Raw genomic sequence first — 22,578 nt, 5'->3', positions numbered from 1 at the left:
TGCGAAGCGTAAGCCCGCATTGAACCCGATTTTTGCACTGTCTATGATCGAAGCGCAGCTGACTTGGCTGCTGTGCGGAGAACGTGATGACAGTATCCCGATTGCTGTTTGCAGTTCGCCATACCTGTTTGCCAGTCTTGAGCGCCTGTGCGGTGCTGGCTGCCGGCCTCGCGGCCGCCGTAGCCGACGCGGCCACGCTGCCCGACAAAACCCTCGTGTTTTGCTCCGAAGGCAGTCCGGCGGGTTTCGACACCGCCCAGTTCACCACCAGCGTGGAATTCACCGCCGGCTCGTACACGGTCTATAACCGGCTGATCGAGTTCGCGCACGGCAGTACCGATATCGAGCCTGGCCTTGCCGAGAAATGGGACGTATCGCAGGACGGCCTGACCTACACGTTCCACCTGCGGCACGGCGTGAAGTTCCAGACCACCTCGTTCTTCAAGCCCACTCGCGAATTCAACGCTGACGACGTCGTCTTTACTTATCAGCGGATGCTCGATCCGGAACAGCCGTTCCGCAAAGCCTACGCAGTGCCGTTTCCGTATTTCACCGACCTTGGCCTCGCGAAGAACATCACCAAGGTCGAGAAGCTCGATCCGTATACGGTGCGTTTCACGCTGAAGGAAGTCGATGCGCCGTTTTTGCAGCAGATCGCAATGCCGTTTGCGTCGATTTTGTCGGCTGAATACGCCGATCAGTTACTGAAAGCAGGTAAAGCGTCCGATATGAATCTATATCCGGTCGGTACCGGTCCATTCATTTTCCGCAGCTATACGAAGGACGATTCAATCCGGTTTGACGGCAATCCCGATTACTGGAAACCGGGTGTAGTCAGAATCGGCAAGCTGATATTCGCGATTACCGTCGACCCGGCCGTGCGGCTGCAAAAATTGAAGCGCGGTGAGTGCCAGGTGATGTCGTATCCGCGCCCCGGCGATATTCCAGCGGTTAAAGCCGATGCATCGCTCGCCATTCCGAGTCAGGTCGGTTTCAATCTCGGCTATATCGCGTACAACAACACCAAGAAGCCGCTCGACAATCTGATGGTGCGCCGCGCACTCGATATGTCGATCAACAAGAAAGCGATTATCGAATCGGTGTATCAGGGCGCCGGCCAGGCGGCGACCAATCCGATGCCGCCGACGCAATGGGGCTACGACAAGAATCTGAAGGACGCCCCGTACGACGTCGACAAAGCGAAAGCGCTCCTCAAGGAGGCGGGCTACCCCGACGGCTTCGATCTGACGCTGTGGGCCATGCCGGTTCAGCGGCCTTACAACCCGAACGCGCGTCTGATGGCGGAAATGCTGCAGGCGGATTGGGCGAAGATCGGCGTCAAGGTGAAGATCGCTACTTACGAATGGGGTGAATATATTCGCCGCGGTCATTCGGGCGAGCATGAGGCAATGCTGATCGGCTGGACCGGCGACTATGGCGATCCGGATAACTGGCTGGGCGTATTGCTCGGCTGCGACGCGGTGAACGGCAGTAATTTTTCCAAATGGTGCTACAAGCCTTACGACGATCTGATCCGGAAGGGTCGCGGCACGACCGATCTTGCCGAGCGCACCAAGGCTTATACGGAAGCCCAGGAAATCTTCAAGGACCAGGTGCCGTTCACGCCAATCGCCCATTCCACGGTGTATCAGCCCATCAGCAAGAACGTCACGGGCTTCAAGATCGACCCGTTCGGCCCGACGCAATTCATGAACGTCGGCCTGAAATAACAGCAGGCGGGCGGTTTTCCGGCCGAGGCCGCCTCGCCTCGTCTTCGTAACAGCCGTACGCTCCGGCCAGCGCCGGCGTACGGCCGCCCACATGCCCTAACTGTTTCCGATCGTCAACAGGGGTATTTTCCTCCGCTTGTTGCTGTGAGCCAAGCTCAAGTAAGATCGCGCTACGCCGGCGGAAGCCGGCCCCGAACCTGGAGGAAACATGAAGCAAAACAACCTGTTGCGCGCCGCGCGTGTTACGACGCTCGTCGCAGCTGCAGCGGCATCGATGCTGGGCGCTACGAGCGCGCATGCCGAGATTCCGAACAAAACACTCGTCTACTGCTCAGAAGGCAGCCCTGCGGGTTTCGATCCGGCCCAGTACACCACGGGCACCGATTTCACGGCTAACACGTTCACCGTCTACAACCGCCTCGTCGAATTCGAGCGCGGCGGCACCAAGGTCGAGCCGGGCCTCGCCGAAAAATGGGAAGTCTCCGCGGACGGCAAGACGTACACGTTCCACCTGCGTCATGGCGTGAAGTTCCAGACCACGTCGTTCTTCAAGCCAACGCGCGAATTCAATGCGGACGACGTCGTGTTCACGTTCCAGCGCATGCTGGATCCGAACTCGGCCTTCCACAAAGCTTACCCGGTGCAGTTCCCGTACTTCACCGACATGGGCCTCGACAAGCTGATCACCAGCGTCGAAAAGGTCGATCCGTACACGGTCAAGTTCACGCTGAAGGAAGTCAACGCACCGTTCATCCAGAATCTGGCGATGGAATACGCGTCGATTCTGTCGGGTGAATACGGCGACCAGTTGATGAAGGCCGGCAAGGCCGCCGACATCAACCAGTACCCGGTCGGCACGGGTCCGTTCATCTTCCGCAGCTACACGAAAGACGCGACGATCCGCTTCGACGGCAATCCGGATTACTGGAAGCCGAACGCGGTGAAGATCTCGAAGCTGATCTTCTCGATCACGCCGGACGCCGGCGTGCGCGTGCAAAAGATCAAGCGCGACGAATGCCAGGTGATGAGCTATCCGCGTCCGGCCGACATCGCACCGCTGAAGGCTGAAGCGAATATCGACATGCCGTCGCAACCGGGCTTCAACTTGGGCTATCTCGCGTACAACGTGACGCACAAGCCGGTCGACAAGCTCGAAGTGCGTCAGGCGCTCGACATGGCGATCAACAAGAAGGCGATCATCGAGTCGGTGTATCAAGGCGCAGGCCAGTCCGCGACGAACCCGATGCCGCCGACCCAATGGTCGTACGACAAGAACCTGAAGGGCGCATCCTTCGATTCGGACAAGGCCAAGGCGCTGCTGGCCAAGGCCGGTTATCCGAACGGTTTCGACATCACGCTGTGGGCGATGCCGGTGCAACGCGCTTATAACCCGAACGCCCGCCTGATGGCGGAAATGATCCAGGCCGACTGGGCCAAGATCGGCGTGAAGGCGAAGATTGTCACGTACGAATGGGGCGAGTACATCAAGCGCGCGCACGCAGGTGAAGACGACACGATGCTGATCGGCTGGACCGGCGACAACGGCGATCCGGACAACTGGCTCGGCACGCTGCTCGGCTGCGAAGCGGTGAACGGCAACAACTTCTCGAAGTGGTGCTATAAGCCGTTCGACGATCTGATCCAGAAGGGGCGCGTCACGTCCGATCAGGGCGCACGTACGACGGCTTACATGCAGGCGCAGCAGATCTTCGCGCAGCAACTGCCGTTCTCGCCGATCGCTCACTCGACCGTGTACCAGCCTGTCAGCAAGAAGGTGGTCGATATGCGTATCGAACCGCTGGGTTATGCGCGTTTCGACGGCGTCAGCGTCAAGTAACAGTCATACAGTCAAGCTTACGCAGTAGCTTTTCGCACGGTTAGAAAACTGGTCGAAATGGTCCGGCGACCGGGGTCACAAGCCCTCGTCGCCGGTTGCGTTTTTTCTTCATCAAGACCATAGGGACGAACCATGTTCCGCTTCGTTTTGCGCCGCATCGGCATGGTGATACCGACGTTCATCGGCATCACGATCCTCGCGTTTGCGCTGATTCACCTGATACCGGGCGACCCCATCGAAGTGATGATGGGCGAGCGCGGCGTCGATCCCGCCATGCACGCCGCCGCGATGCACCGCCTCGGGCTCGACGAGTCCTTGCCGATGCAATACGTTCATTACATCGGTCGCGCCATGCACGGCGACCTCGGCACCTCGATCATCACCAATACCAGCGTGATGGGCGAATTCCTCGCACGTTTTCCCGCTACCGTCGAACTGTCGATCTGCGCGATGCTGTTCGCGTTGATCGTCGGCTTGCCCTCGGGCGTGTTCGCGGCGCTCAGGCGCGGCACGGTGGTCGATCACGGCGTGATGGGCACGGCGCTCACCGGCTACTCGATGCCGATCTTCTGGTGGGGTTTGATCCTCATCATGTTTTTTTCCGTCGACCTCGGATGGACGCCGGTGTCGGGCCGCATCGCGGTCGAATACGACATTCCGCACGTGACCGGCTTCATGCTGATCGACGCGTTGATGTCCACCGACGAAGGCGCGTTCAAATCCGCGGTCAGTCATCTGATTTTGCCGGCTATTGTGCTCGGCACGATTCCGCTGGCTGTCGTCGCGCGCATGACGCGTTCGTCGATGCTCGAAGTGCTGCGCGAAGACTACATTCGCACTGCGCGTGCGAAGGGTTTGTCGCCGGGCCGCGTGATCGTCGTGCATGCATTGCGTAATGCGCTGATTCCGGTCGTGACCGTGATCGGCTTGCAGGTCGGCACCTTGCTCGCAGGCGCCGTGCTGACGGAGACGCTGTTTTCGTGGCCGGGTATCGGCAAGTGGCTGATCGACGCGATCGGCCGGCGCGACTATCCGGTAGTGCAGGGCGGTATCCTGATGATCGCTACGCTGGTGATCGTCGTGAACCTCGTCGTCGATCTGTTGTACGGCGTGCTGAATCCGCGCATTCGCCATACGAGGTAACCTGACCATGGCAGACATTCAAAATACAGTCCCCACAGCAGTAACGCCGCCCAGCGGCCGCGCCATCGCCGCCCGCGAATTCTGGGCGAATTTCTCGCGAAACCGTGGTGCGGTTGCTGCCGGCATCATCGTGCTGGTGTTGATCTTCATCGCGATCTTCGCGCCCTTGATCGCGCCGCATAGCCCGATCGAACAGTATCGCGACTTCGTGAAGATCCCGCCCGCCTGGCTCGACGGCGGTAACTGGAAGTTCGTTCTCGGCACCGACGAAGCAGGCCGCGATATCCTCTCGCGTCTGATGTACGGCGCGCGGCTGTCGTTCTGGATCGGCTTCGTCTCGGTGGTGCTCGCGCTGATTCCGGGCATCGTGCTCGGTTTGATCGCGGCGTTCTTCGAGAAATGGGCCGATACGCCGATCATGCGCATCATGGACGTGCTGCTCGCGTTGCCTTCGCTGCTGCTGGCAGTCGCGGTGGTCGCGATCATCGGCCCGGGTCTCGTCAACACGATGCTGGCGATCGCGATCGTCGCGCTGCCGGGTTATGTGCGTTTGACGCGAGCGTCGGCGCAAGGCGAATTGCAGAAGGAATATGTGACGGCTTCGCGCGTCGCCGGCGCCGGCACGCTGCGTTTGATGTTCTCGCAAGTGCTGCCGAACTGCACCGCACCGTTGATCGTGCAGGCTACGCTGGGCTTTTCGTCGGCGATTCTCGATGCTGCCGCGCTCGGCTTCCTTGGTCTCGGCGTGCAACCGCCTTCGGCGGAGTGGGGCGCGATGCTGGCCTCGGCGCGCGACTATATCGACAGCGCCTGGTGGATCGTCACGATGCCGGGTCTTTCCATCCTGATCTCGGTGCTCGCGATCAATCTGCTCGGCGACGGGCTGCGCGACGCACTCGATCCCAAACTGAAACGGATGGCATGACATGAGCAACTTATTGACCATCCGCAATCTGGCGGTGAATTTCAACGGACTGCCCGCAGTCGATCGGATCAATCTCGATGTCGCGCCCGGCGAAGTGGTCGGCGTGGTCGGCGAATCGGGCTCGGGCAAGAGCGTGACGATGATGGCGCTGATGGGCCTGATCGACGCGCCGGGCAAAGTCACCGCTGATGAAATCACCTTCAACGGCAAGGATCTGCTGAAGGCGTCGGCCAAAGAGCGCCGCAAGATCATCGGCAAAGACATCGCGATGGTGTTTCAGGACGCGCTCACCAGTCTGAATCCGAGCTACACGGTCGGCTATCAGATCAAGGAAGTGCTGAAGCTGCACGAAGGCCTGCGCGGTAGTGCGTTGGACAAACGCGCGCTGGAGTTGCTCGACCAGGTCGGCATTCCAGACCCGAAAGGCCGCATCGGTTCATTTCCGCATCAGATGTCGGGCGGCATGAACCAGCGCGTGATGATCGCGATGGCGATTGCCTGCAACCCGAAGCTGCTGATCGCCGACGAACCGACCACCGCGCTCGACGTGACGATCCAGGCGCAGATCATGGAACTGCTGATCAAGCTGCAGAAGGAACGCGGCATGGCGCTCGTGCTGATCTCGCACGATCTGGCGGTGGTGTCCGAGGTCGCGCAGCGAGTCGCGGTCATGTACGCTGGCGAAGTGATCGAAACGAACCGCGTGCCGGACATCTTCGCGGCGCCGCATCATCCGTACACGGAAGCGCTGCTGGCGGCTATTCCGGAACACAATGTCGGCGCGGTGCGGCTCGCCGCACTGCCGGGCATGGTGCCGGGGCGTGATGATCGTCCGAAAGGGTGTCTCTTCGCACCGCGCTGCAAGTACGTGGTCGACGACTGCATGAAGGCGCGACCGGCATTGACACCGATGCAAGGTCACGCAGAAGTGGCGCGCGTGCGCTGCATCAAACCCCTGAACCTGAGCGGCGACGCCAACGTTCACACCCATGGAGGCGCACGATGAACGCAGTACTCGAACCGCGGCGCCAGTCGGACCATGCGGGCGATCACGTCCTGGTTGCCGACAAACTGGCGCGCTACTACTCGGTGAAGCGCAGCATGTTCAGCCAGGGCACGGTCAAGGCTTTGAACGGCGTGTCGTTTGCGCTCGAACGCGGCAAGACTCTGGCGGTGGTTGGTGAATCCGGTTGCGGAAAATCCACCCTCGCACGTCAACTGACCATGATCGAAAAGCCCAGCGCGGGCCGTCTGTTGATCGACGGTGAAGACGTGGCGGGCGCCGATCATGCGAAGATCGCGGCGCTGCGGCGGCGCGTGCAGATGGTGTTCCAGAATCCGTTTGCCTCGCTGAATCCGCGCAAGACAGTCGAGCAGACGCTTAGCGAACCGCTCGCGATCAACACGCAACTGAGCACGACCGAACGCGCCGAACGGATCGCGCAGATGATGCGCACGGTCGGCCTGCGTCCGGAGCATGCCAAGCGCTATCCGCATATGTTCTCGGGCGGTCAGCGGCAGCGTGTGGCGATTGCGCGCGCGATGATCCTCGATCCGCAAATCGTGGTCGCCGATGAACCGGTGTCCGCGCTCGACGTGTCGATCCAGGCGCAGATTCTCAATCTGTTCATGGATCTGCAGGAGCAGTTCAAGACCAGCTACGTGTTCATCTCGCACAATCTTTCGGTGGTGGAACATATCGCCGACGATGTGATGGTGATGTACTTCGGTGGCGTGGCGGAGCTTGGCGACAAGAAGCGGATTTTCTCGAATCCGCGACATCCGTACACGCGTGCGTTGATGTCGGCCACGCCTTCGATCTTCGAAGCGGATCGCACGATCAAGATCAAGCTGCAAGGCGAAATGCCGTCGCCGCTGAATCCGCCGTCGGGCTGCACGTTCCATCAGCGCTGCCCGTACGCGATCGACCGTTGCCGCAGCGAAGAACCGAAGTTGCGTGAAGTGGATGGCCGTCAGGTGTCGTGTCACCGCGCCGAGGAGGTGGGGGACATGGATGCCTGATGCAGTGGCGGCGCGTCGTCTTGCGCGCCGCTCGCGTGATGGTGGCCGCCACACTGCTTTCGCGCGGCGCTGGGGAGCGTTTGCACTGACCGGTGCCACGCTCCTCGGCGTATGTTCTGCTTTTCACCTGAGCGCAGGGCCGATCGGCCTCGCGCATGCTGCTGGCGCGGCCGCCAATGCGCCCGCTCAGGCGGGGCGGCCGGCGGTGCCGGTGCCCAGTCTGCCGGCGCCGCCACGCAGCACCTTGCCCGGCTTCAATCCGCCGCCCGCTACGCCTGGTACCACGGCGAGCGGTCCGGTACGCGCGCAGCCGGCGCGCATGCCGTTCTATGTCGCGACACGCGGCACCACGACCATTTACGTGCTTGGCACGTTGCATGTCGGCGACCCGGCCGACTATCCGCCCGGGCAACCGTTCCGCGCGCCGATCCTCGGCGCCCTGGCGGCCTCGCCGACGCTGGCGCTCGAACTTTCACCCGACGAACTGCTGGTCTCGCAAGACGATGTGTCGAAGTACGGCGTATGCCGGCGCGACTGTTTGCCAGGTCTGTTGCCGGAGCCTTTGTGGCGCAAGCTGGCCTTGCGCCTGCGCGGCAATCCCGCGGCGCAGGATGAAATCAAGAAGATGCGGCCGTGGCTCGCGTCACTGGTGGTCGAAACCTACGATTCGTTGAGTGCCGGCTTGCAGACCGAGTACGGCACGGAAGCGCAATTGCAGAACGTCTATATCAGGACGCGCGGCAAGATCGTCGGCCTCGAGACGTTGCCACAGCAAATGCGTGCGTTCACCGGACTCACGCTTGCGCAGCAACGCGAAATGCTCGCCCAGGACCTGGTGCAGACGCCAGCGGAAAACGTCGACGATGTGAAGACGTTGCATCGGCTGTGGCGAGTGGGCGATGCCGATGCGATTGCGGCGTGGCAAGCCGCCAAAACCGAAAAGCTGGCGCGCGACAAGCGGATTTCCGATTCGATCGACAACCGGATCGTGTACGAGCGCAACCGGCGCTTCGTATCGCGGATGCTGCTGATCGCCGGGCCGAACAAGCCTGTGTTCGTGGCGATCGGCGCGTTGCATCTGGGTGGCCGCAAGGGCGTGCTGCAGCTTTTGCGGCAGCACGGGTTCGTGGTGGATGCCGGGTGAGCATCGTCCCAGCCTCACGTGGCGAGATTTGCGGCGTGGTCGATCACAGTCCTAACCGGGGTAGGCCGTTCGGCCAGATCAGGAACCGGTAATTTCACAGCCAGTCCGATGCTGACGTGTGTCGCAAACTGCTCGCGGCTCACGCGGACATAGCTACGCGTGCGTGCTATGATGTATGTACAGACGTCAATACAGGTGCTGTGTGCGGTTTGAATGGGACGAACTCAAGAATCAAATCAACATTCGTAAGCATGGCATCGATTTCCGGGATGCTGTCGACGTGTTCGATCATCCGGTGCTGACGGCGATAGACCAGCGGGAAGACTACGGCGAGGAACGCTGGATCGCGCTGGGTTGGATGGCCGCCATCGTAGGTGTGGTGGTGTACGTCGAACGCAATGCCGATGTGATCCGTATCATTTCGGCCCGCAAGGCGACGAAGCACGAGGTCAAACGCTACAAGTACAGCGTCTGGAATTGACTGGCACGGTGGGTAGCGTGGGAATGGCTGAAAAGGAGCAGAGGCGAAATCATGGGTAAAACATCAGGAACCGACTGGAAGCGACTTGCAAAAGCAGGCGACGCGCAAATCGACACGAGCGACGTGCCCGAATTGGGCGACGATTTTTTTGACCGTGCCGAGCTGCACGTTCCGCCGAAACAGGCTGTGACCATGCGACTGGACGCGGATGTACTGAGCTGGTTCAAAGAACAGGGAGCCGGCTATCAAACGCGCATCAACAAGTTGTTGCGCGCTTACATGCTGGCGCAGCAGCGTCGCCGTTCTTAAGGTGTGGCGTCGCGGCATTCTGTCTGCGTACGAAGGTGTGTACGAAGGGATTGAGAAGGCGCTGCGCAGAAACGCCTGAAATCTGCGCAGCGCGGGTTTTATAGACTGCCGTCGCGTAGTTCTTCCGATACGCGTTCGACCACCGGCGCCCAATCGCCCAACCTGGTCTGCCGGAACAACTTCATCGCCGGATACCACGGCGAATCGCTGCGCTCTTCGAGCCAGCGCCAGTCCGAGTTGGCGGGCAGCAACACCCACACCGGCTTGCCTAGTGCGGCCGCCAGGTGCGCCACGCCGGTGTCCACGGCGATCACAAGGTCGAGATTCATGATGAGCGCGGCGGTGTCGTCGAAGCTCTTCAAATCTTCGGTGAAATCGTGGGCGCGGAAAGCTTCAGGCGCATCAGCCAACTGAGCGTGCGCGGCGCCCTTTTGCAGCGCGTACCACGCGATGTCCTTCAGCTCGGTTAGTGGGCTCAGGGCGGCCAAAGCCATCGAGCGATAACGATCGTTGCCGAACGTCGGGCTGCCGGACCACACCAGGCCCACTTTGCGTTTTGCTTTGCCGGCTGCATCCACCCGCTTGCGCCATGTTTTGATCTTTGCCTTGTCGGCGAACATATACGGCACGTCCACGGGGATGGTCGACAGTTCGGTGCCGACGCACGACGGCAGGCTCATCATCGGCACCCAGAAATCGTATGGGTCTTCAGGCTTGCCGCTGAACGCGCGATGCACGCCCGGGATGCGTTCGACCAGCGGCAGAAGCGGCTCGCGCACACAAAGATCGACCGCGGCGCCGAGTTGCTCGAGGACGCGCGCATAGCGCAGGAACTGGAAATGGTCGCCGAAACCCTGTTCGCCGACCAGCAACAGACGGCGCCCGTCGAGCGGCTCGCCATGCCACTCGGCAACGCCCGGCACGGCGATCGCCTCGTAGTCGCTCTTGCGCCAGCGCTTCGCAAATTCGGCCCAACCCTGCTTGTAGTCGCCGCGCTTGAGCAACAGCCACGCGAGGCCCTGATGCGCGTCCGCGTAGTTGGAATCGTGCGCCAGTGCGTGGCGGTAGAAGCCTTCTTCTTCATCGAGGCGACCCTGCGCGCCAAGCGAGCCGCCGAGGCAAACCAGATTCGTCGGGTTCGGCTTGAGTGCGACCGCACGCCGATACTGCGATTCGGCGCCGACGTAGTCGCCGAGCTTGCCGATCAGGCTGCCCAGGTTGATGTGAGCCTCAGCATAGTCGCCGCGCAGCGCCAGTGCCCGCTCGAAACTGGCGATGGCCGCGGCGTGATCGCCTTGCGCGTTGTACGCATTGCCAGCATTGAAATGCGCTTCCGCCGATTGTGGATCGAGCGACAGCGCGTTTTGATAGCAGGCCAGCGCTTCGTCGTAGCGGCCGAGCTTGTTCAGCGCCGTGCCGAGATTCAGATGTACGTCGGCCAGCGAGGGATTGACCGCCAACGCCAGCCGATACTGTTCGATCGCTACTTCGAATGAGCCTTGCGCTTGCAGCGCGACACCGAAGTTGTTGCGCGCGTCGGCGAAATCCGGTTGCAACTGCAGCGCCTGGTCATAGCAGATCATCGCTTCTTCGCGATGGCCGAGCGCAGCGGCGACGAGGCCACGGTTGCTCCAGCAGGCGGCATCAGTGCGATCGAGTTTGAGCGCTTCGCTCATCAACTCGGCGGCGAAAGCGTGGTCGCCGCGCTGATGCTGCAGCACGCCGAAGTAATGCAGCGTTTTGGCATGCGTTGGGTCGAGTGCGAGGGCTTCGCGGTAGAAAGGCTCGGCGGTATCGAGACGGCCGGCCTGGTGTGCTTCGAGCGCGGCCTCGATCAGAGAGGTGAGGTAGGCGGAGGGCGGCGTGTTGGTGGGGTGGGAGTGGTGTTCCATGAGGGACCTGCTGGAAAGCGCTGACGGCGCGCGTTGCGCGCGTCGCCAGCGCATGTGGATGGAAGATCATCCACCAGCTTATGTTCGGGCCCCTTGCCAGACGATCGGACGCCTCCGAATTCGGCGGCGTCCATTTGCCGCGGACTCACGCGCATGCATGGATCAGAGCGAGAGTCCTACGCAATGTTGGCATTTGCCATGCGGCTCGGCCAACGGTCCTACAGGAACATCAGGAAATTCAACAGGAAGATGTTCACAACCAGCAAGCTCAGCGCGGTGGGCACCTGCACCTTGATCACCGCATTCTTATCCGGCAGTTCGAGCAGCGCGGCCGGCACCATGTTGAAGTTCGCGGCCATCGGCGTCATCAACGTGCCGCAGTAGCCCGAGAACATGCCGATCGCGACCATCACTGCCGGGTTGCCGTGAAACACGCCGACCAGGATCGGCACGCCGACGCCGCCGGTCATCACCGGGAACGCGGCGAAGCCGTTACCCATCACCATCGTGAAGAGCGCCATGCCGATGCAGTACACGGCCACCGCGATAAAGCGGTAGTCGAGGCTGATGTAGGCCGTGGTCACGTGAGCGACCGCCTTGCCGACGCCGGCGTCCGAGAACACGAGGCCGAGCATGCCGAGCATCTGCGGCAGCACCGCGGCCCATGACAACGCATCGACGAGGCGGCGCGCCTCTTTCATCGACTGACCGACGGTATCGCGCGTCAGCACGCACGCGATCGCAAGTGCAATCACGCAGCCGATGCCGAAGCCGATCAGCGTGACGTTGGCCTTCTCGATCAGCGGCATGCCGCCGAAGATCAGATGGCTGGCCGACAACGTAATGATCACGGTGACAACCGGAATCGTCAGCGCGGGCACGAACAGCTTGTTGCCCAGACGCGCGGCGCTCGCCTTGCGCGCTTCGAGCGACAGCAGTTTCGGCTTGGCCGCGGTCACACCGCCGAAGCCTGCGGCCAGCGCCATCACGATTACGAGCACGCCGACCACCGAGGGTGGCAGTTTGTCGCCGATCAGGAAAATCAGCGCGTAAAGAATCCAGAAGCCGCCGGCGGTGAAACGGCGCGGGTGTTCCTTATCCGTGACGATCATGCCGCCGATCACCAGCAGCACGACGCCGAGCAGCCAGAACAAATAGGTAATCGTGAACGTCATGCTTTGTCTCCTGCTGCGGGTTGCGTCGGCGCAACGGAGGCGGGGTTCGCAGCGGCATTGCCGCGCAGTTCGCGCTCGAGCCTGCGGTCGAGCAGATAGAGGCGGAAGCCGTGAATGATGAACGCGCAGATCGCGGTCGGAATGCCCCAGACGGCCACGTGAATCGGCTCGACGATGATGCCGGCTTCTTTCAGGAAGGTCGTCATCAGCACGATTGCGCCGAACGCGACGAAGATGTCCTCACCGAAGAACAGGCCGACGTTGTCGGTCGCCGCGGAGAAGGCGCGCAATTTGAAACGCACGGCGTCGCTGATCTTGCCGAAGCGCGTTTCAGTCGCGCCTTCGGCCATCGGTGCGATCAGCGGACGCACCATTTGCGGATGGCCGCCGAGACCGGTCAGGCCGACAGCGGCGGTCAGCTCGCGCACCAGCAGATAGACAATCAGCAAACGCCCTGCGGTCGCGGCCTTGATGCCGCCGATCCACGCTTGCGCGCGCTCGCGCAGGCCATGCCGTTCCAGCAGGCCGATCACGGCCAGCGGCAGCAGAATGATCAGCGGGATATTGCGGGTCTTGATGAAACCGGTGCCGATTTCAGCGAGGATCTTTTCAGGCGGGAAGTGCGCGGCCAGACCGGTGATGATCGCGGCCACCGCCACGATCAGCATCGGATTGAACCGTAATAAAAAGCCGACGATGATGACGGCCACGCCAATGAGCGGCCATAGACTGACTGTTGTCTGCATCTGGATCTCCAAACAGGGTTTCAACCTCGCCGCTTGTGGCGGCTAACGTGGGCCGGCGCCTGGTGATCCACGCGCCGTCTTGCTGCCACGGCTCTTGATGGCCGCGTTGCTTCGACTACACCTGCACCTGCATTTGCTGCTTGTTTGCTGTTCCACTGCGGGTACTGCAATGCGTCGTCCTGCACCTGGCAAACGCCCCGCATGGTGCGGGGCGTTCAGGATTGAGCAACGGTTGAATCGCGCTGTCTGGCTCGCGTCGATCGACGCGCGGATCAGACGCTCGCGGCGCCGGCCGCGTGAACGTCAATGCCCGCGTCCTCTAGCGCGCTGCGGATGCGCCGCGCGAACGCCAGCGCGTGCGGGCCGTCGCCGTGCAGGCAGATGGTTTGGGCGTTGAGCGGCACCCAGTGTCCGTCGACGGCTTGCACGCGGCGCTCGCGCACCATGGCGAGCGTGCGCTCCAGCACCACGTCTTCGTCGTCGAGCAGCGCGCCCGGCTCCTTGCGCGGTACGAGCGAGCCGTCGGCGCGATAGCCGCGGTCGGCGAATACTTCTTCGATGGCAGTCAGGCCGGCTGCCCGGGCAGCCGTCACGAGTCCGCTGTTGGCGAGCGCGAACACTGCCACCGACGGGTCGAAATCGTGAACCGCCGAGACGATCGCATCGGCGATCTTCGCGTCGCGCGCGGCCTGGTTGTACAGCGCACCGTGCGGCTTGACGTGCGCGATGCGCCCGCCCTCGGCCTGCGCGATCGCCGACAGGGCGCCGAGCTGATACAGCACGCCGGCGTAGATATCGTTGGCCGGCAGATCCATTTCCTTGCGGCCAAAGTTCTCAGGATCGTTAAAGCTCGGATGCGCGCCGATCGACACACCCTTTTGCACCGCCCAGCGCACGCAGTCGCGCATGGCGTTGGCGCCGCCCGCGTGCCAGCCGCACGCGATGTTGGCCGAGCTGACGAGGTCGAGCAGCGCCTCGTCGGAACCGCAGCCTTCGCCGAGATCGGCGTTCAAATCGATTTCCATGGTGTTCCCCTACATAGTGTTACAGCGCTGCGATCGCCGGCTGGCGCGCGCAACGTTCTTCGTGCATGGCAATCGCGGCGTCGATCTGCCGCAAGTACGTGCGTTCTTCCAACAAAGCCTGGCGCGCCTCATAGGGCGTCGTCGGGATGAAACGGATGGCGGCGTTCAGGCGAACCTGCGCGAGCTTCCATAGATCGGCCTGGATCACAGCGCCGATCTTCGGATAGCCGCCGGTGGTCTGCGCATCGCTCATCAGCACGATCGGCTGGCCGTTCGGCGGGACCTGAATCGTGCCGGGCAGCACCGCGTGCGAGAGCAGATCGTTTTTCCGGGTGCGCTTCAGTTCCGTGCCGGCGAGGCGGTAGCCCATGCGGTTGCTGTTCGGTGTGACCAGCCATTCATCGGACCAGAACGATTCGTGCGCTTCTTCAGTGAAGCTATCGTATTCCGGGCCTTGCAGCACGCGGATCGGCACAGCCCACGGCACGCCCGATGGATGCCGGCCGCGCCGCAGCGGTTCGTGAACCAGCACGAACTTGCACCAGGCGGGCGCCTTCACGCCGAACTCCGGCGCTTCGGGGGTAAAGCCGAGATGGCCGCGTTGCGGCGGCGCGCCGACCGGCAGACGGTCGCCGTCGCGCAACGCCCGGCCGCCGAGTCCGCCGAAATGGCCGGCGAGATCGGTGCTGCGCGAACCGAGCATCGGCAACACGTCGATGCCGCCCGCGATGCAGACATAGCCGCGCATGCCGCGTTTGGCCGCTTGCAGAACCAGCTCCTGGCCTGCCTGAACCGGCAGGCTCCACCATGAATAGACCGGCTTGCCGTCGAGCGTCGCACCGAATTCGGTGCCGGTGATGGCCACACGCGTGGCGCGCAGAAAGCGCAGCACGGTCGGTCCAAAGGTAATTTCCAGGCCGGCTGCATCGGGCCGGTTGCCCACCAGCCGGTTGCCGACTTCGAGCGACAGACGGTCGAGCGCGCCACCCATCGCGACACCGAGGTGCCGGTAGCCGTGACGGCCAAGATCCTGAATCGTGGTCAGCAGACCCGCGCGAATCACATCGATCATGCGTGTATCCCCGCGACGGTAAAGCGCACCCGGTCGCCCGGTTGCAGCAGCGTGGGCGGACGGCGAGATGGATCGAACAGCGGCAGTTCGGTGCGGCCGATCAACTGCCAGCCACCGGGGGAGGTCGCCGGATAAATGCCGGTCTGCTCACCGCCGATACCGACCGAACCGGCCGGCACTTCCAGCCGCGGCGATGAACGGCGCGGCGTGTGCAGCGCTGTGTCGAGCCCGCCCATATAGGCGAAGCCCGGCTGAAAACCGAGGAAGAACACCACGTACTCGCCGTCCGCGTGACGTTGCACGACCTCGCGCACGCTCAGGCCGGTGTGATTGGCGACTACTTGCAGGTCGGGGCCGAACTCACCGCCGTATTGCACGGGGATTTCGACTGCACGGCCGGCCGCGGGCACGTCGCTCACCGCATTCCAGGCTGCCTGCAGAAGGCTCACCAGCGCTTCGCGATCGGCTTCGAGCGAATCGAATACGAGCGTCAGATTGTTCATACCCGGCACAACCTCGAGCACGTGCGGCCAGTCGCGCGCGGCCTCGGCGGCAGCCCACACGCGCCGCTGGCAGTCCAGCGTGGCAGGCGGCGGCGCCTCGCAGACAAGCGCGGCGTCGCCGAGCGGGAAGATTCTTGGTTGGCTCATCGCTTAATGGCCCAGGTTGAGTCGGGAATGTCGAACATATCGGACCCTATACCTGGTTATCGGCATCGGGTCCACGATGTATGAAGCGTACATTATCAATAAAATATCAACAATTTATCTATAAGCGTTTTCGCCAGGCTCCCCGGAATGGGTGGCTCGTCGTACACTCCTGACACTTTCCCATCCTGTTTCTCGAGAATTTTCACCATGTCGCGCCACCCCACCAAGATCGTTTCCTCGGAACATCTCGTGTCCGACACCAGCGCGGAGCTGTCCGAACTGGAGTACGCACTGATCATGGCGGGCAACGCATTCAACCGATGGATGGTGCGCTGCATGTCGGCGGCCGGCGAAAAAGACATGACCGCGATCGAAGTCTCGCTGCTGCATCACGTCAGCCATCGCGAGCGGCGCAAGAAGCTGGCGGACATCTGTTTCGTGTTGAACATCGAGGACACGCACGTCGCCACTTACGCGTTGAAGAAGCTCGTAGCTAGAGGGTATGTAAAAAGCGAAAAGACCGGCAAGGAAGTGTTCTTCTCGGCGACCGATGCGGGCCGCGAGCTCTGCCTGAAATACCGCGAAGTGCGCGAGAGTTGCCTGATTTCGACGCTAAAGGAAAGCGGCCTGACCAACGAACAGATTGGCGAGGCGGCGCAATTGATGCGCAACGCGTCCGGGCTGTACGACACGGCCGCGCGGGCGGCGGCGTCTTTATAACGGGGTTCGGCCGCGGCAAGTATTGAAGGGTGCGCCTCGCAGGGCGCTCTTCAAACGCTTAATCCGCCGGCTGTGGATAGATACTGGCTTCTGTCACGATCAGATCGAGCGGGATGTCGTGAGCCTCGCGCTGCAATGCGTCCGTGCGGCACGCTTCATAGGCGATGCCGACCGTAACCGGCTTCTTCGGTCCCGGCCATGTGGCCAGCGTGCGATCGTAGTAGCCACCGCCGTAACCGAGCCGGAAGCCGTTGGCGTCGAAACCCACGCACGGCACGAACAGCAGATCGGGAACCACCACGCGCCCCGAAGTAGGCTCGGCAATCTTATGATGGCCGATCTTCATCGCCATATCCGGCGCCCATGCGTGAAATTCGAGCGGCGCGCCGCGTTCCTTGACGATCGGCAAACCCGCCTCGCGTTGCGAGTCGGCCGCGAGCCAGATCGCAATCGCGGCGCGCGCGTCGAATTCGCCCGCCAGCGGCCAATAGAACCCCACACTGCTCACGCCGTAGTGTTTCAACGCATCGAGAACGCGACGGTTGAGCGCGGCGTTGTGCGCCGGCTCGGAAGCCGCTTGTAGCCTTGCTTCCAATAGCATTCGACGCAGCGCCTTTTTCGATTCTGCGACAGGGTTGCATGCTATGCTTGGGTTCAATTCGCGCTCCAGAAACAACGATGTCAATACGCCTCTATCGAGTATATCGCGCGGCCGGTCTGGCGCTTGCCGCTGCGGCACTCGTCGCGTGCAGCACGGCTTCCGCCGTCAAGCCCATTCCCCTTTCGCAACTCACGAACGACGACCAGACCTTCGTCCAGCTTCGCGAAGCCGCCCGCAATAATGACGCGGCGCGCGCAGCGCAACTGGCGAGCATGATCCCGAACTATCCAGCGCCTTCGTATCTGGAGTACTTCCAGCTCAAGCCGCAATTGTTCGATTCCAGCGGCCACGCGCGCATTGACGCGCCGGATGCGCCGGTGCTGTCGTTCCTGCAGAAGTACGACGGCCAGGCCATCGCCGACCGCATGCGCAACGACTACCTCACGGTGCTCGGCGCACGTCACGACTGGCGTAACTTCGATCAGCAATACGCGCGTTTCGTGCTGAACGACGATACGCAGGTTAAGTGCTACGCGCTCGAGTCGCGTGCCGCGCGGGGTGAAAACGTCGCCGACGCGGCGCGTGCGCTGCTCGTCGACCCGAAGTCGTACGGCGACGGCTGCGTCGATCTGATCACCGCGCTCGCGGTCAATCAGCAATTCAGTTCCGACGACGTGTGGCAACAGATCCGCCTCGCGTACGAACAGAACTACACGAGCACGGGCAGCAAGCTCGTCGATGCGCTTAGCAACCAGCCGCCCGATCCGGTGCTGTTCGGCCAGGCCACGAGTACGCCGCCGTTGTTGCTGGCGCGCGGCGTCGGTCCGGATACGCAATCGCATCAACTCGCGTTGCTCGCGATCACGCGCATGGCGCGCAACGATCCGGCCATGGCCGCGGCCACTTTCGCCTCGGTCGCGCCGTCGTTGAGCTCGCCCGAGCGCGCAATCGGCTGGGGCACGATTGCGTATCAAGCCGCTGCCAAGCAGATGCCGAGCGCGGTGGATTGGTACCGCCTGTCGGCGAATGCGCCGCTGTCGAACCCGGCGTACGAATGGCGCACCCGCACCGCGCTGCTCGCCGGCGACTGGACCATGGTGCGCTGGTCGATCGAACAGATGCCGGCGGCGCTGCGCAATCAGCCGTCGTGGGTGTACTGGCATGCCCGTGCGCTCAAGCAGGCTGGCGACACAACCACGGCCAACCAGGAATTCGAGTCGATCTCGCAGGGCTTCAACTTCTACGGCCAACTGGCTGCGGAAGAGCTCGGCCAGAAGATCACCGTGCCGCCGAAAACCACCGTGACCGACGCCGAAATCCAACAGGCCGGCAACACGCCGGGTCTCGATCTGGCGCAGCGCTTCTACGCGCTGAATCTGCGGCTCGAGGGCAATCGCGAATGGAACTGGCCGCTGCGCAATATGAGCGACCGGCAGCTGATCGCTGTGGCCGAATACGCGCGCCGCATCGAGTTGTATGACCGGACCGTGAACACGGCGGACCGCACGAAGAGCGAGCACGATTTCTCGCTGCGTTATTTGTCGCCGTTCAAGGATATCGTTGAGCGCGATGCGCAGTCGAATGGACTCGACGTCGAATGGGCATACGGGCTGATTCGCCAGGAATCGCGTTTCATCATGAACGCTCGCTCGGAAGTTGGCGCGAGCGGTCTGATGCAACTGATGCCGGGCACCGCGCAACTGGTGGCGAAGAAAATCGGCCTCGGCCCGATTTCGCGGGAGCAGATGAACGATATCAACACCAACATCCTGCTCGGCACGAACTACCTGTCCATGATCTACAATCAGTTCGACGGGTCTGCTGTGCTGGCCACCGCCGGTTATAACGCCGGTCCCGGCCGTCCGCGCAACTGGCGGCAATCGTTGCAGCATCCGGTTGAAGGCGCGATCTTCGCCGAGGCGATTCCGTTCCAGGAAACGCGCGACTACGTCAAGAATGTGTTGTCCAACACGGTCTACTACGCGGCATTGTTCGAAGGCCGTCCGCAATCGCTGAAGGCGCGTCTGGGTTATATCGCACCGTAAGCGCCGTGCCGCCGCCGCGTCAGGTTTTCTGATGCGGCGGTGCGCCACGCCAGCCGTTGCCGCGGCTTCCACCAGGGAGTCGAAAATGCGACATCAAGCCGTTGCGGTCATCGGCGGTTCCGGTTTTATCGGCAGCCATCTCGTCAATGCTCTGGTTGAAATGGGCAAAGACGTGCGCATCGCCACCCGGCGGCGCTATAACGCCCGCCATCTCACGCTGCTCCCCATCGACGTGATCGAAGCTGACGTGTTCGATCCGGTTCAGCTCGCGCGTTTTGTCGAGGGCGCCGATTGCGTGATCAACCTCGTTGCCACGCTGCACGGCAAACGTGGCACGCCCTACGGCCCGGAGTTCGCCCGCGCGCATGTCGAATTGCCGACCAAAATCGTTGCGGCTTGCGAAGGCAAGGGCGTGCATCGGCTGATTCATATCAGCTCGCTCGGCGCCGACTCGAACGGGCCGAGCATGTATTCGCGCTCGAAGGGCGACGGGGAAAAGGCCGTGCATGCGGCGAATCTGGCGTGGACGATTTTCCGTCCGTCCGTGGTGTTCGGTCCTGAAGACCAACTGCTCAACAAGTTCGCGTTCCTGCAGCGGATGTTCCCGGTGATTCCGCTTGCGATGCCGGACGCAAAATTCCAGCCGGTGTACGTCGGCGACGTGGCCAAAGCGATCTGCAACGTGCTCGATCTCGACGCGGCGAGCGGCCATACCTACGAGCTGGGCGGGCCGACCGTTTATACGCTCGAAGACCTCGTCAAGTATTGCGGCGACGTGATCGGCCGGCATGCGCGAATCATTCGCCTGCCGGAGGCGCTGGCGCGCTTGCAGGCGTTGACGTTTGAAATGGCGCCGGGCGAACCGGTGATTTCGCGCGACAATCTCGATTCGATGAAAGTCGACAACGTGTTGAGCGGACCGCTTGCGCCTGAACTCGGCATCGAACCCGCCAGCATCGAAACGATCGCGCCCGTGTATCTGACCGGCGCGTCGTCGCGTTCGCGCTTCGACACGTTTCGCGCGAGCGCGGGGCGTTGAACCTTTTCTAATCTCTACCTTTTATACCAGGCATGAAGCTGCTTATCGGTGACAAGAACTACTCGTCATGGTCGATGCGTCCGTGGTTGCTGGTCAAACATTTCGGCATTCCATTTGAAGAGGTGCTGATTCATCTGAATGAAGCCGGCACGAAGTCCGCGATTCTGGCGTATGCGCCGACCGGTCCGGGCAAGTTGCCGTGCCTGATCGGCGAAGATGGATTGGCCACCTGGGATTCGCTGGCGATCGCCGAGACACTGGCTGAGCGCTTCCCGCAGCATGCGCTGTGGCCGCGCGACCCGGCGGCGCGCAGTCACGCGCGCAGCATCAGCGCCGAGATGCATTCGGGCTTCGGCGAATTGCGCTCGAACATGTGGATGAACATTCGCGCGTCGTTTCCGGGTAAGAACGCCACACCGGGCGCACTGGCCGACATTGCGCGTATCGACGCGATCTGGAGCAGGTGTCTCGATACCTACGGCGGTCCTTTCCTGTTCGGCGAGTTCAGCATTGCGGACGCGATGTACGCACCGGTCGTGATGCGCTTCAACACATGGCAACCGGCGCTCTCCGAGGCCGCCGCGGCTTATGTTCGTCGCGTGACGGCGTTGCCGGCGGTGAAGTCGTGGATCGACGACGCGCTGCGCGAAACGCATGCCATTCCGTACCAAGACGTATGCCCATGAATATCTACGCAGTAGGCGGTGCGATCCGCGACGAGTTGCTGGGCGTACCCGTGCAGGACCGGGACTACGTGGTGGTGGGCGCGACGCCCGAGCAGATGGTGGCGCAGGGCTATCGTCCGGTGGGCAAGGATTTCCCGGTGTTTCTGCATCCGCAGACGCACGAGGAGTACGCGCTTGCGCGCACCGAACGCAAGACGGCCGCGGGCTATCACGGCTTCCAGTTCTTCTACGCGCCGGACGTCACACTCGAAGAGGACCTCGCGCGCCGCGACCTGACAATCAACGCGATGGCGCGCGAAATGCGCCCGGACGGCGAACTGACCGGCCCGGTGATCGACCCGTTCAACGGCCGGGGCGATTTGCAGGCGCGGCTGTTTCGTCACGTCAGCGATGCGTTTCTGGAAGACCCTGTGCGGATTTTGCGGATTGCGCGATTTGCGGCGCGTTTCGTCGATTTCACGGTGGCTCCGGAGACGATGGCGCTGATGCGCAAGATGGTGGCCGAGGGTGAGGTCGATGCACTGGTCGCCGAGCGCGTATGGCAGGAGGTGTCGCGCGGATTGATGGAGAAGAAGCCGTCGCGCATGTTCGAAGTGCTGCGGGAATGCGGCGCTTTGGCGCGGATTCTGCCGGAGATCGATGCATTGTTCGGCGTACCGCAGCGGGCTGACTATCATCCCGAAGTGGATACGGGCGTGCACGTAATGATGGTGGTCGACCATGCCGCGCAGCAGGGTTACGCGTTGCCGGTGCGGTTTGCGGCGCTCACGCATGATCTGGGCAAAGCGACGACGCCGGACGACGTATTGCCGCGGCATATCGGGCATGAGGGGCGCAGCGTGGATTTGCTGAAGCCTTTATGCGAGCGGCTGCGGGTGCCGAATGAATGCCGCGATCTGGCGCTGCTGGTCGCGCGGGAGCACGGGAATATTCATCGCGTGATGGAGATGGGGGCAGCCGCGTTGGTGAGGCTGCTCGAGCGCAGCGATGCGATTCGGAAACCTGGGCGGTTTGCTGAAGCCTTGCAGGCTTGTGAGGCGGATGCGCGTGGGCGGCTTGGGTTTGAGATGCGGGAGTATCCGCAGGCTGAGCGGCTGCGGGTTGCGCTTGTTGCTGCGCGGGGGGTGGATGCTGGTGCCGTGGCTAAGCGGCTCGTTGACTCGCCTGCGGGGATTAAGGATGCAGTGCATCAGGAGCGCGTTCGCGCTGTTGAAGGGGCTCTTGTTGTTTGAGGTTTTTTTGCCTGTGCGGCGCTTGTTCGTCAGTGTTCTTGGGGGGTTGGCCTTTCCTTGTTCTGGCTTTCGTGCCTTTCCTTGAATTGTTAGTGGTCTATTAG

At 62.2% G+C, this 22,578-nt stretch carries 21 protein-coding genes; 14 read left to right on the top strand and 7 right to left on the bottom strand.

Annotated elements, in window-relative coordinates:
- Positions 1-86: 86 nt before the first annotated feature.
- The 9 genes from M0D68_RS35615 to M0D68_RS35575 all read left to right on the top strand — a co-directional run bounded on the left by M0D68_RS35615 (position 87) and on the right by M0D68_RS35575 (position 9,591).
- The gene (locus M0D68_RS35615; protein WP_093640946.1) at positions 87-1,730 is read left to right on the top strand and encodes an ABC transporter substrate-binding protein; all 1,644 of its coding nucleotides are present in this window, start codon (positions 87-89) and stop codon (positions 1,728-1,730) included.
- A gap of 208 nt (positions 1,731-1,938) precedes the next feature.
- Positions 1,939-3,567 carry an ABC transporter substrate-binding protein gene (locus M0D68_RS35610; protein WP_093640949.1) on the top strand — a complete coding sequence of 543 codons (1,629 nt, stop codon included), beginning with the start codon at positions 1,939-1,941 and terminating at the stop codon, positions 3,565-3,567.
- Positions 3,568-3,699: 132 nt separating this feature from the next.
- Positions 3,700-4,710 carry an ABC transporter permease subunit gene (locus tag M0D68_RS35605; RefSeq protein ID WP_093640952.1) on the top strand — a complete coding sequence of 337 codons (1,011 nt, stop codon included), beginning with the start codon at positions 3,700-3,702 and terminating at the stop codon, positions 4,708-4,710.
- Positions 4,711-4,717: 7 nt separating this feature from the next.
- Positions 4,718-5,635, top strand: a complete 918-nt coding sequence (locus tag M0D68_RS35600) for an ABC transporter permease subunit (protein ID WP_093640955.1) — start codon at positions 4,718-4,720, stop codon at positions 5,633-5,635.
- Position 5,636: 1 nt separating this feature from the next.
- The gene (locus tag M0D68_RS35595; protein ID WP_054040839.1) at positions 5,637-6,641 is read left to right on the top strand and encodes an ABC transporter ATP-binding protein; all 1,005 of its coding nucleotides are present in this window, start codon (positions 5,637-5,639) and stop codon (positions 6,639-6,641) included.
- Positions 6,638-7,657 (top strand): peptide ABC transporter ATP-binding protein, encoded by a 1,020-nt coding sequence (locus tag M0D68_RS35590; RefSeq protein WP_093640961.1) that lies wholly within the window; start codon positions 6,638-6,640, stop codon positions 7,655-7,657. The genes M0D68_RS35595 and M0D68_RS35590 overlap by 4 nt, the downstream gene beginning before the upstream one ends.
- Positions 7,650-8,801: a TraB/GumN family protein gene (locus tag M0D68_RS35585; protein WP_200653120.1), complete on the top strand. Its 1,152-nt coding sequence runs from the start codon at positions 7,650-7,652 to the stop codon at positions 8,799-8,801. The genes M0D68_RS35590 and M0D68_RS35585 overlap by 8 nt, the downstream gene beginning before the upstream one ends.
- A 202-nt stretch (positions 8,802-9,003) precedes the next feature.
- Positions 9,004-9,282 carry a BrnT family toxin gene (locus tag M0D68_RS35580; RefSeq protein WP_093640967.1) on the top strand — a complete coding sequence of 93 codons (279 nt, stop codon included), beginning with the start codon at positions 9,004-9,006 and terminating at the stop codon, positions 9,280-9,282.
- A 51-nt stretch (positions 9,283-9,333) separates the two neighbouring features.
- The gene (locus tag M0D68_RS35575) at positions 9,334-9,591 is read left to right on the top strand and encodes a BrnA antitoxin family protein (protein ID WP_211706175.1); all 258 of its coding nucleotides are present in this window, start codon (positions 9,334-9,336) and stop codon (positions 9,589-9,591) included.
- Between the two features lie 98 nt (positions 9,592-9,689).
- Here the strand turns inward: M0D68_RS35575 and M0D68_RS35570 are convergent, their stop codons facing one another.
- From M0D68_RS35570 to pxpB, 6 genes are all read right to left on the bottom strand, one after another.
- Positions 9,690-11,483, bottom strand: a complete 1,794-nt coding sequence (locus M0D68_RS35570) for a tetratricopeptide repeat-containing glycosyltransferase family protein (protein WP_266226798.1) — start codon at positions 11,481-11,483, stop codon at positions 9,690-9,692.
- Positions 11,484-11,701: 218 nt separating this feature from the next.
- Positions 11,702-12,658: a DUF979 domain-containing protein gene (locus M0D68_RS35565; RefSeq protein WP_175053966.1), complete on the bottom strand. Its 957-nt coding sequence runs from the start codon at positions 12,656-12,658 to the stop codon at positions 11,702-11,704.
- Entirely contained in the window at positions 12,655-13,404 is a 750-nt protein-coding gene (locus tag M0D68_RS35560; RefSeq protein ID WP_256455913.1) for a DUF969 domain-containing protein, read from the bottom strand. Before M0D68_RS35560 ends, M0D68_RS35565 begins: the two co-directional genes overlap by 4 nt.
- A 272-nt stretch (positions 13,405-13,676) precedes the next feature.
- Positions 13,677-14,429 carry a 5-oxoprolinase subunit PxpA gene (gene pxpA / locus M0D68_RS35555; protein WP_093640982.1) on the bottom strand — a complete coding sequence of 251 codons (753 nt, stop codon included), beginning with the start codon at positions 14,427-14,429 and terminating at the stop codon, positions 13,677-13,679.
- A 19-nt stretch (positions 14,430-14,448) separates the two neighbouring features.
- Positions 14,449-15,501: a biotin-dependent carboxyltransferase family protein gene (locus tag M0D68_RS35550; RefSeq protein WP_256455914.1), complete on the bottom strand. Its 1,053-nt coding sequence runs from the start codon at positions 15,499-15,501 to the stop codon at positions 14,449-14,451.
- On the bottom strand, positions 15,498-16,151 hold the full coding sequence (gene pxpB, locus M0D68_RS35545; RefSeq protein ID WP_266226797.1) for a 5-oxoprolinase subunit PxpB: 654 nt from the start codon (positions 16,149-16,151) through the stop codon (positions 15,498-15,500). Before pxpB ends, M0D68_RS35550 begins: the two co-directional genes overlap by 4 nt.
- A gap of 207 nt (positions 16,152-16,358) precedes the next feature.
- Between pxpB and M0D68_RS35540 the strand changes: the two genes are divergently transcribed.
- On the top strand, positions 16,359-16,871 hold the full coding sequence (locus M0D68_RS35540; RefSeq protein ID WP_054040851.1) for a winged helix DNA-binding protein: 513 nt from the start codon (positions 16,359-16,361) through the stop codon (positions 16,869-16,871).
- Positions 16,872-16,929: 58 nt separating this feature from the next.
- Here M0D68_RS35540 and M0D68_RS35535 read toward each other — a convergent pair whose 3' ends face one another.
- A complete protein-coding gene (locus M0D68_RS35535; protein ID WP_234487889.1) occupies positions 16,930-17,472 on the bottom strand; it encodes a 5-formyltetrahydrofolate cyclo-ligase in 543 nt (180 codons plus the stop codon).
- A gap of 77 nt (positions 17,473-17,549) precedes the next feature.
- Here M0D68_RS35535 and M0D68_RS35530 point away from each other — a divergent pair, with 77 nt between their 5' ends.
- The 4 genes from M0D68_RS35530 to M0D68_RS35515 all read left to right on the top strand — a co-directional run bounded on the left by M0D68_RS35530 (position 17,550) and on the right by M0D68_RS35515 (position 22,474).
- The gene (locus tag M0D68_RS35530; RefSeq protein ID WP_093640991.1) at positions 17,550-19,517 is read left to right on the top strand and encodes a lytic transglycosylase domain-containing protein; all 1,968 of its coding nucleotides are present in this window, start codon (positions 17,550-17,552) and stop codon (positions 19,515-19,517) included.
- A gap of 85 nt (positions 19,518-19,602) precedes the next feature.
- Positions 19,603-20,556 carry a complex I NDUFA9 subunit family protein gene (locus M0D68_RS35525; RefSeq protein ID WP_200620596.1) on the top strand — a complete coding sequence of 318 codons (954 nt, stop codon included), beginning with the start codon at positions 19,603-19,605 and terminating at the stop codon, positions 20,554-20,556.
- A 32-nt stretch (positions 20,557-20,588) separates the two neighbouring features.
- Positions 20,589-21,242 (top strand): glutathione S-transferase family protein, encoded by a 654-nt coding sequence (locus M0D68_RS35520; RefSeq protein WP_266226795.1) that lies wholly within the window; start codon positions 20,589-20,591, stop codon positions 21,240-21,242.
- Positions 21,239-22,474 carry a multifunctional CCA addition/repair protein gene (locus tag M0D68_RS35515; protein ID WP_266212754.1) on the top strand — a complete coding sequence of 412 codons (1,236 nt, stop codon included), beginning with the start codon at positions 21,239-21,241 and terminating at the stop codon, positions 22,472-22,474. The genes M0D68_RS35520 and M0D68_RS35515 overlap by 4 nt, the downstream gene beginning before the upstream one ends.
- Positions 22,475-22,578 lie beyond the last annotated feature (104 nt).

The sequence above is a fragment of the Paraburkholderia sp. SEWSISQ10-3 4 genome (assembly GCF_030464785.1).
Taxonomy (GTDB): domain Bacteria; phylum Pseudomonadota; class Gammaproteobacteria; order Burkholderiales; family Burkholderiaceae; genus Paraburkholderia; species Paraburkholderia aspalathi.
This window is presented reverse-complemented; position numbering and strand designations above follow the sequence as displayed.

Bases quoted from the DNA above. Each gene is read 5' to 3' on its own strand.
- M0D68_RS35550 (WP_256455914.1), bottom strand. From the start codon at position 15,501: ATGATCGATGTGATTCGCGCGGGTCTGCTGACCACGATTCAGGATCTT.
- M0D68_RS35570 (WP_266226798.1), bottom strand. From the start codon at position 11,483: ATGGAACACCACTCCCACCCCACCAACACGCCGCCCTCCGCCTACCTC.
- M0D68_RS35525 (WP_200620596.1), top strand. From the start codon at position 19,603: ATGCGACATCAAGCCGTTGCGGTCATCGGCGGTTCCGGTTTTATCGGC.
- M0D68_RS35585 (WP_200653120.1), top strand. From the start codon at position 7,650: ATGCCTGATGCAGTGGCGGCGCGTCGTCTTGCGCGCCGCTCGCGTGAT.
- M0D68_RS35565 (WP_175053966.1), bottom strand. From the start codon at position 12,658: ATGACGTTCACGATTACCTATTTGTTCTGGCTGCTCGGCGTCGTGCTG.
- M0D68_RS35530 (WP_093640991.1), top strand. From the start codon at position 17,550: ATGTCAATACGCCTCTATCGAGTATATCGCGCGGCCGGTCTGGCGCTT.
- pxpA (WP_093640982.1), bottom strand. From the start codon at position 14,429: ATGGAAATCGATTTGAACGCCGATCTCGGCGAAGGCTGCGGTTCCGAC.
- M0D68_RS35605 (WP_093640952.1), top strand. From the start codon at position 3,700: ATGTTCCGCTTCGTTTTGCGCCGCATCGGCATGGTGATACCGACGTTC.
- M0D68_RS35535 (WP_234487889.1), bottom strand. From the start codon at position 17,472: ATGCTATTGGAAGCAAGGCTACAAGCGGCTTCCGAGCCGGCGCACAAC.
- M0D68_RS35575 (WP_211706175.1), top strand. From the start codon at position 9,334: ATGGGTAAAACATCAGGAACCGACTGGAAGCGACTTGCAAAAGCAGGC.
- M0D68_RS35590 (WP_093640961.1), top strand. From the start codon at position 6,638: ATGAACGCAGTACTCGAACCGCGGCGCCAGTCGGACCATGCGGGCGAT.
- pxpB (WP_266226797.1), bottom strand. From the start codon at position 16,151: ATGAGCCAACCAAGAATCTTCCCGCTCGGCGACGCCGCGCTTGTCTGC.
- M0D68_RS35560 (WP_256455913.1), bottom strand. From the start codon at position 13,404: ATGCAGACAACAGTCAGTCTATGGCCGCTCATTGGCGTGGCCGTCATC.
- M0D68_RS35615 (WP_093640946.1), top strand. From the start codon at position 87: ATGACAGTATCCCGATTGCTGTTTGCAGTTCGCCATACCTGTTTGCCA.
- M0D68_RS35600 (WP_093640955.1), top strand. From the start codon at position 4,718: ATGGCAGACATTCAAAATACAGTCCCCACAGCAGTAACGCCGCCCAGC.
- M0D68_RS35540 (WP_054040851.1), top strand. From the start codon at position 16,359: ATGTCGCGCCACCCCACCAAGATCGTTTCCTCGGAACATCTCGTGTCC.
- M0D68_RS35595 (WP_054040839.1), top strand. From the start codon at position 5,637: ATGAGCAACTTATTGACCATCCGCAATCTGGCGGTGAATTTCAACGGA.
- M0D68_RS35515 (WP_266212754.1), top strand. From the start codon at position 21,239: ATGAATATCTACGCAGTAGGCGGTGCGATCCGCGACGAGTTGCTGGGC.
- M0D68_RS35520 (WP_266226795.1), top strand. From the start codon at position 20,589: ATGAAGCTGCTTATCGGTGACAAGAACTACTCGTCATGGTCGATGCGT.
- M0D68_RS35610 (WP_093640949.1), top strand. From the start codon at position 1,939: ATGAAGCAAAACAACCTGTTGCGCGCCGCGCGTGTTACGACGCTCGTC.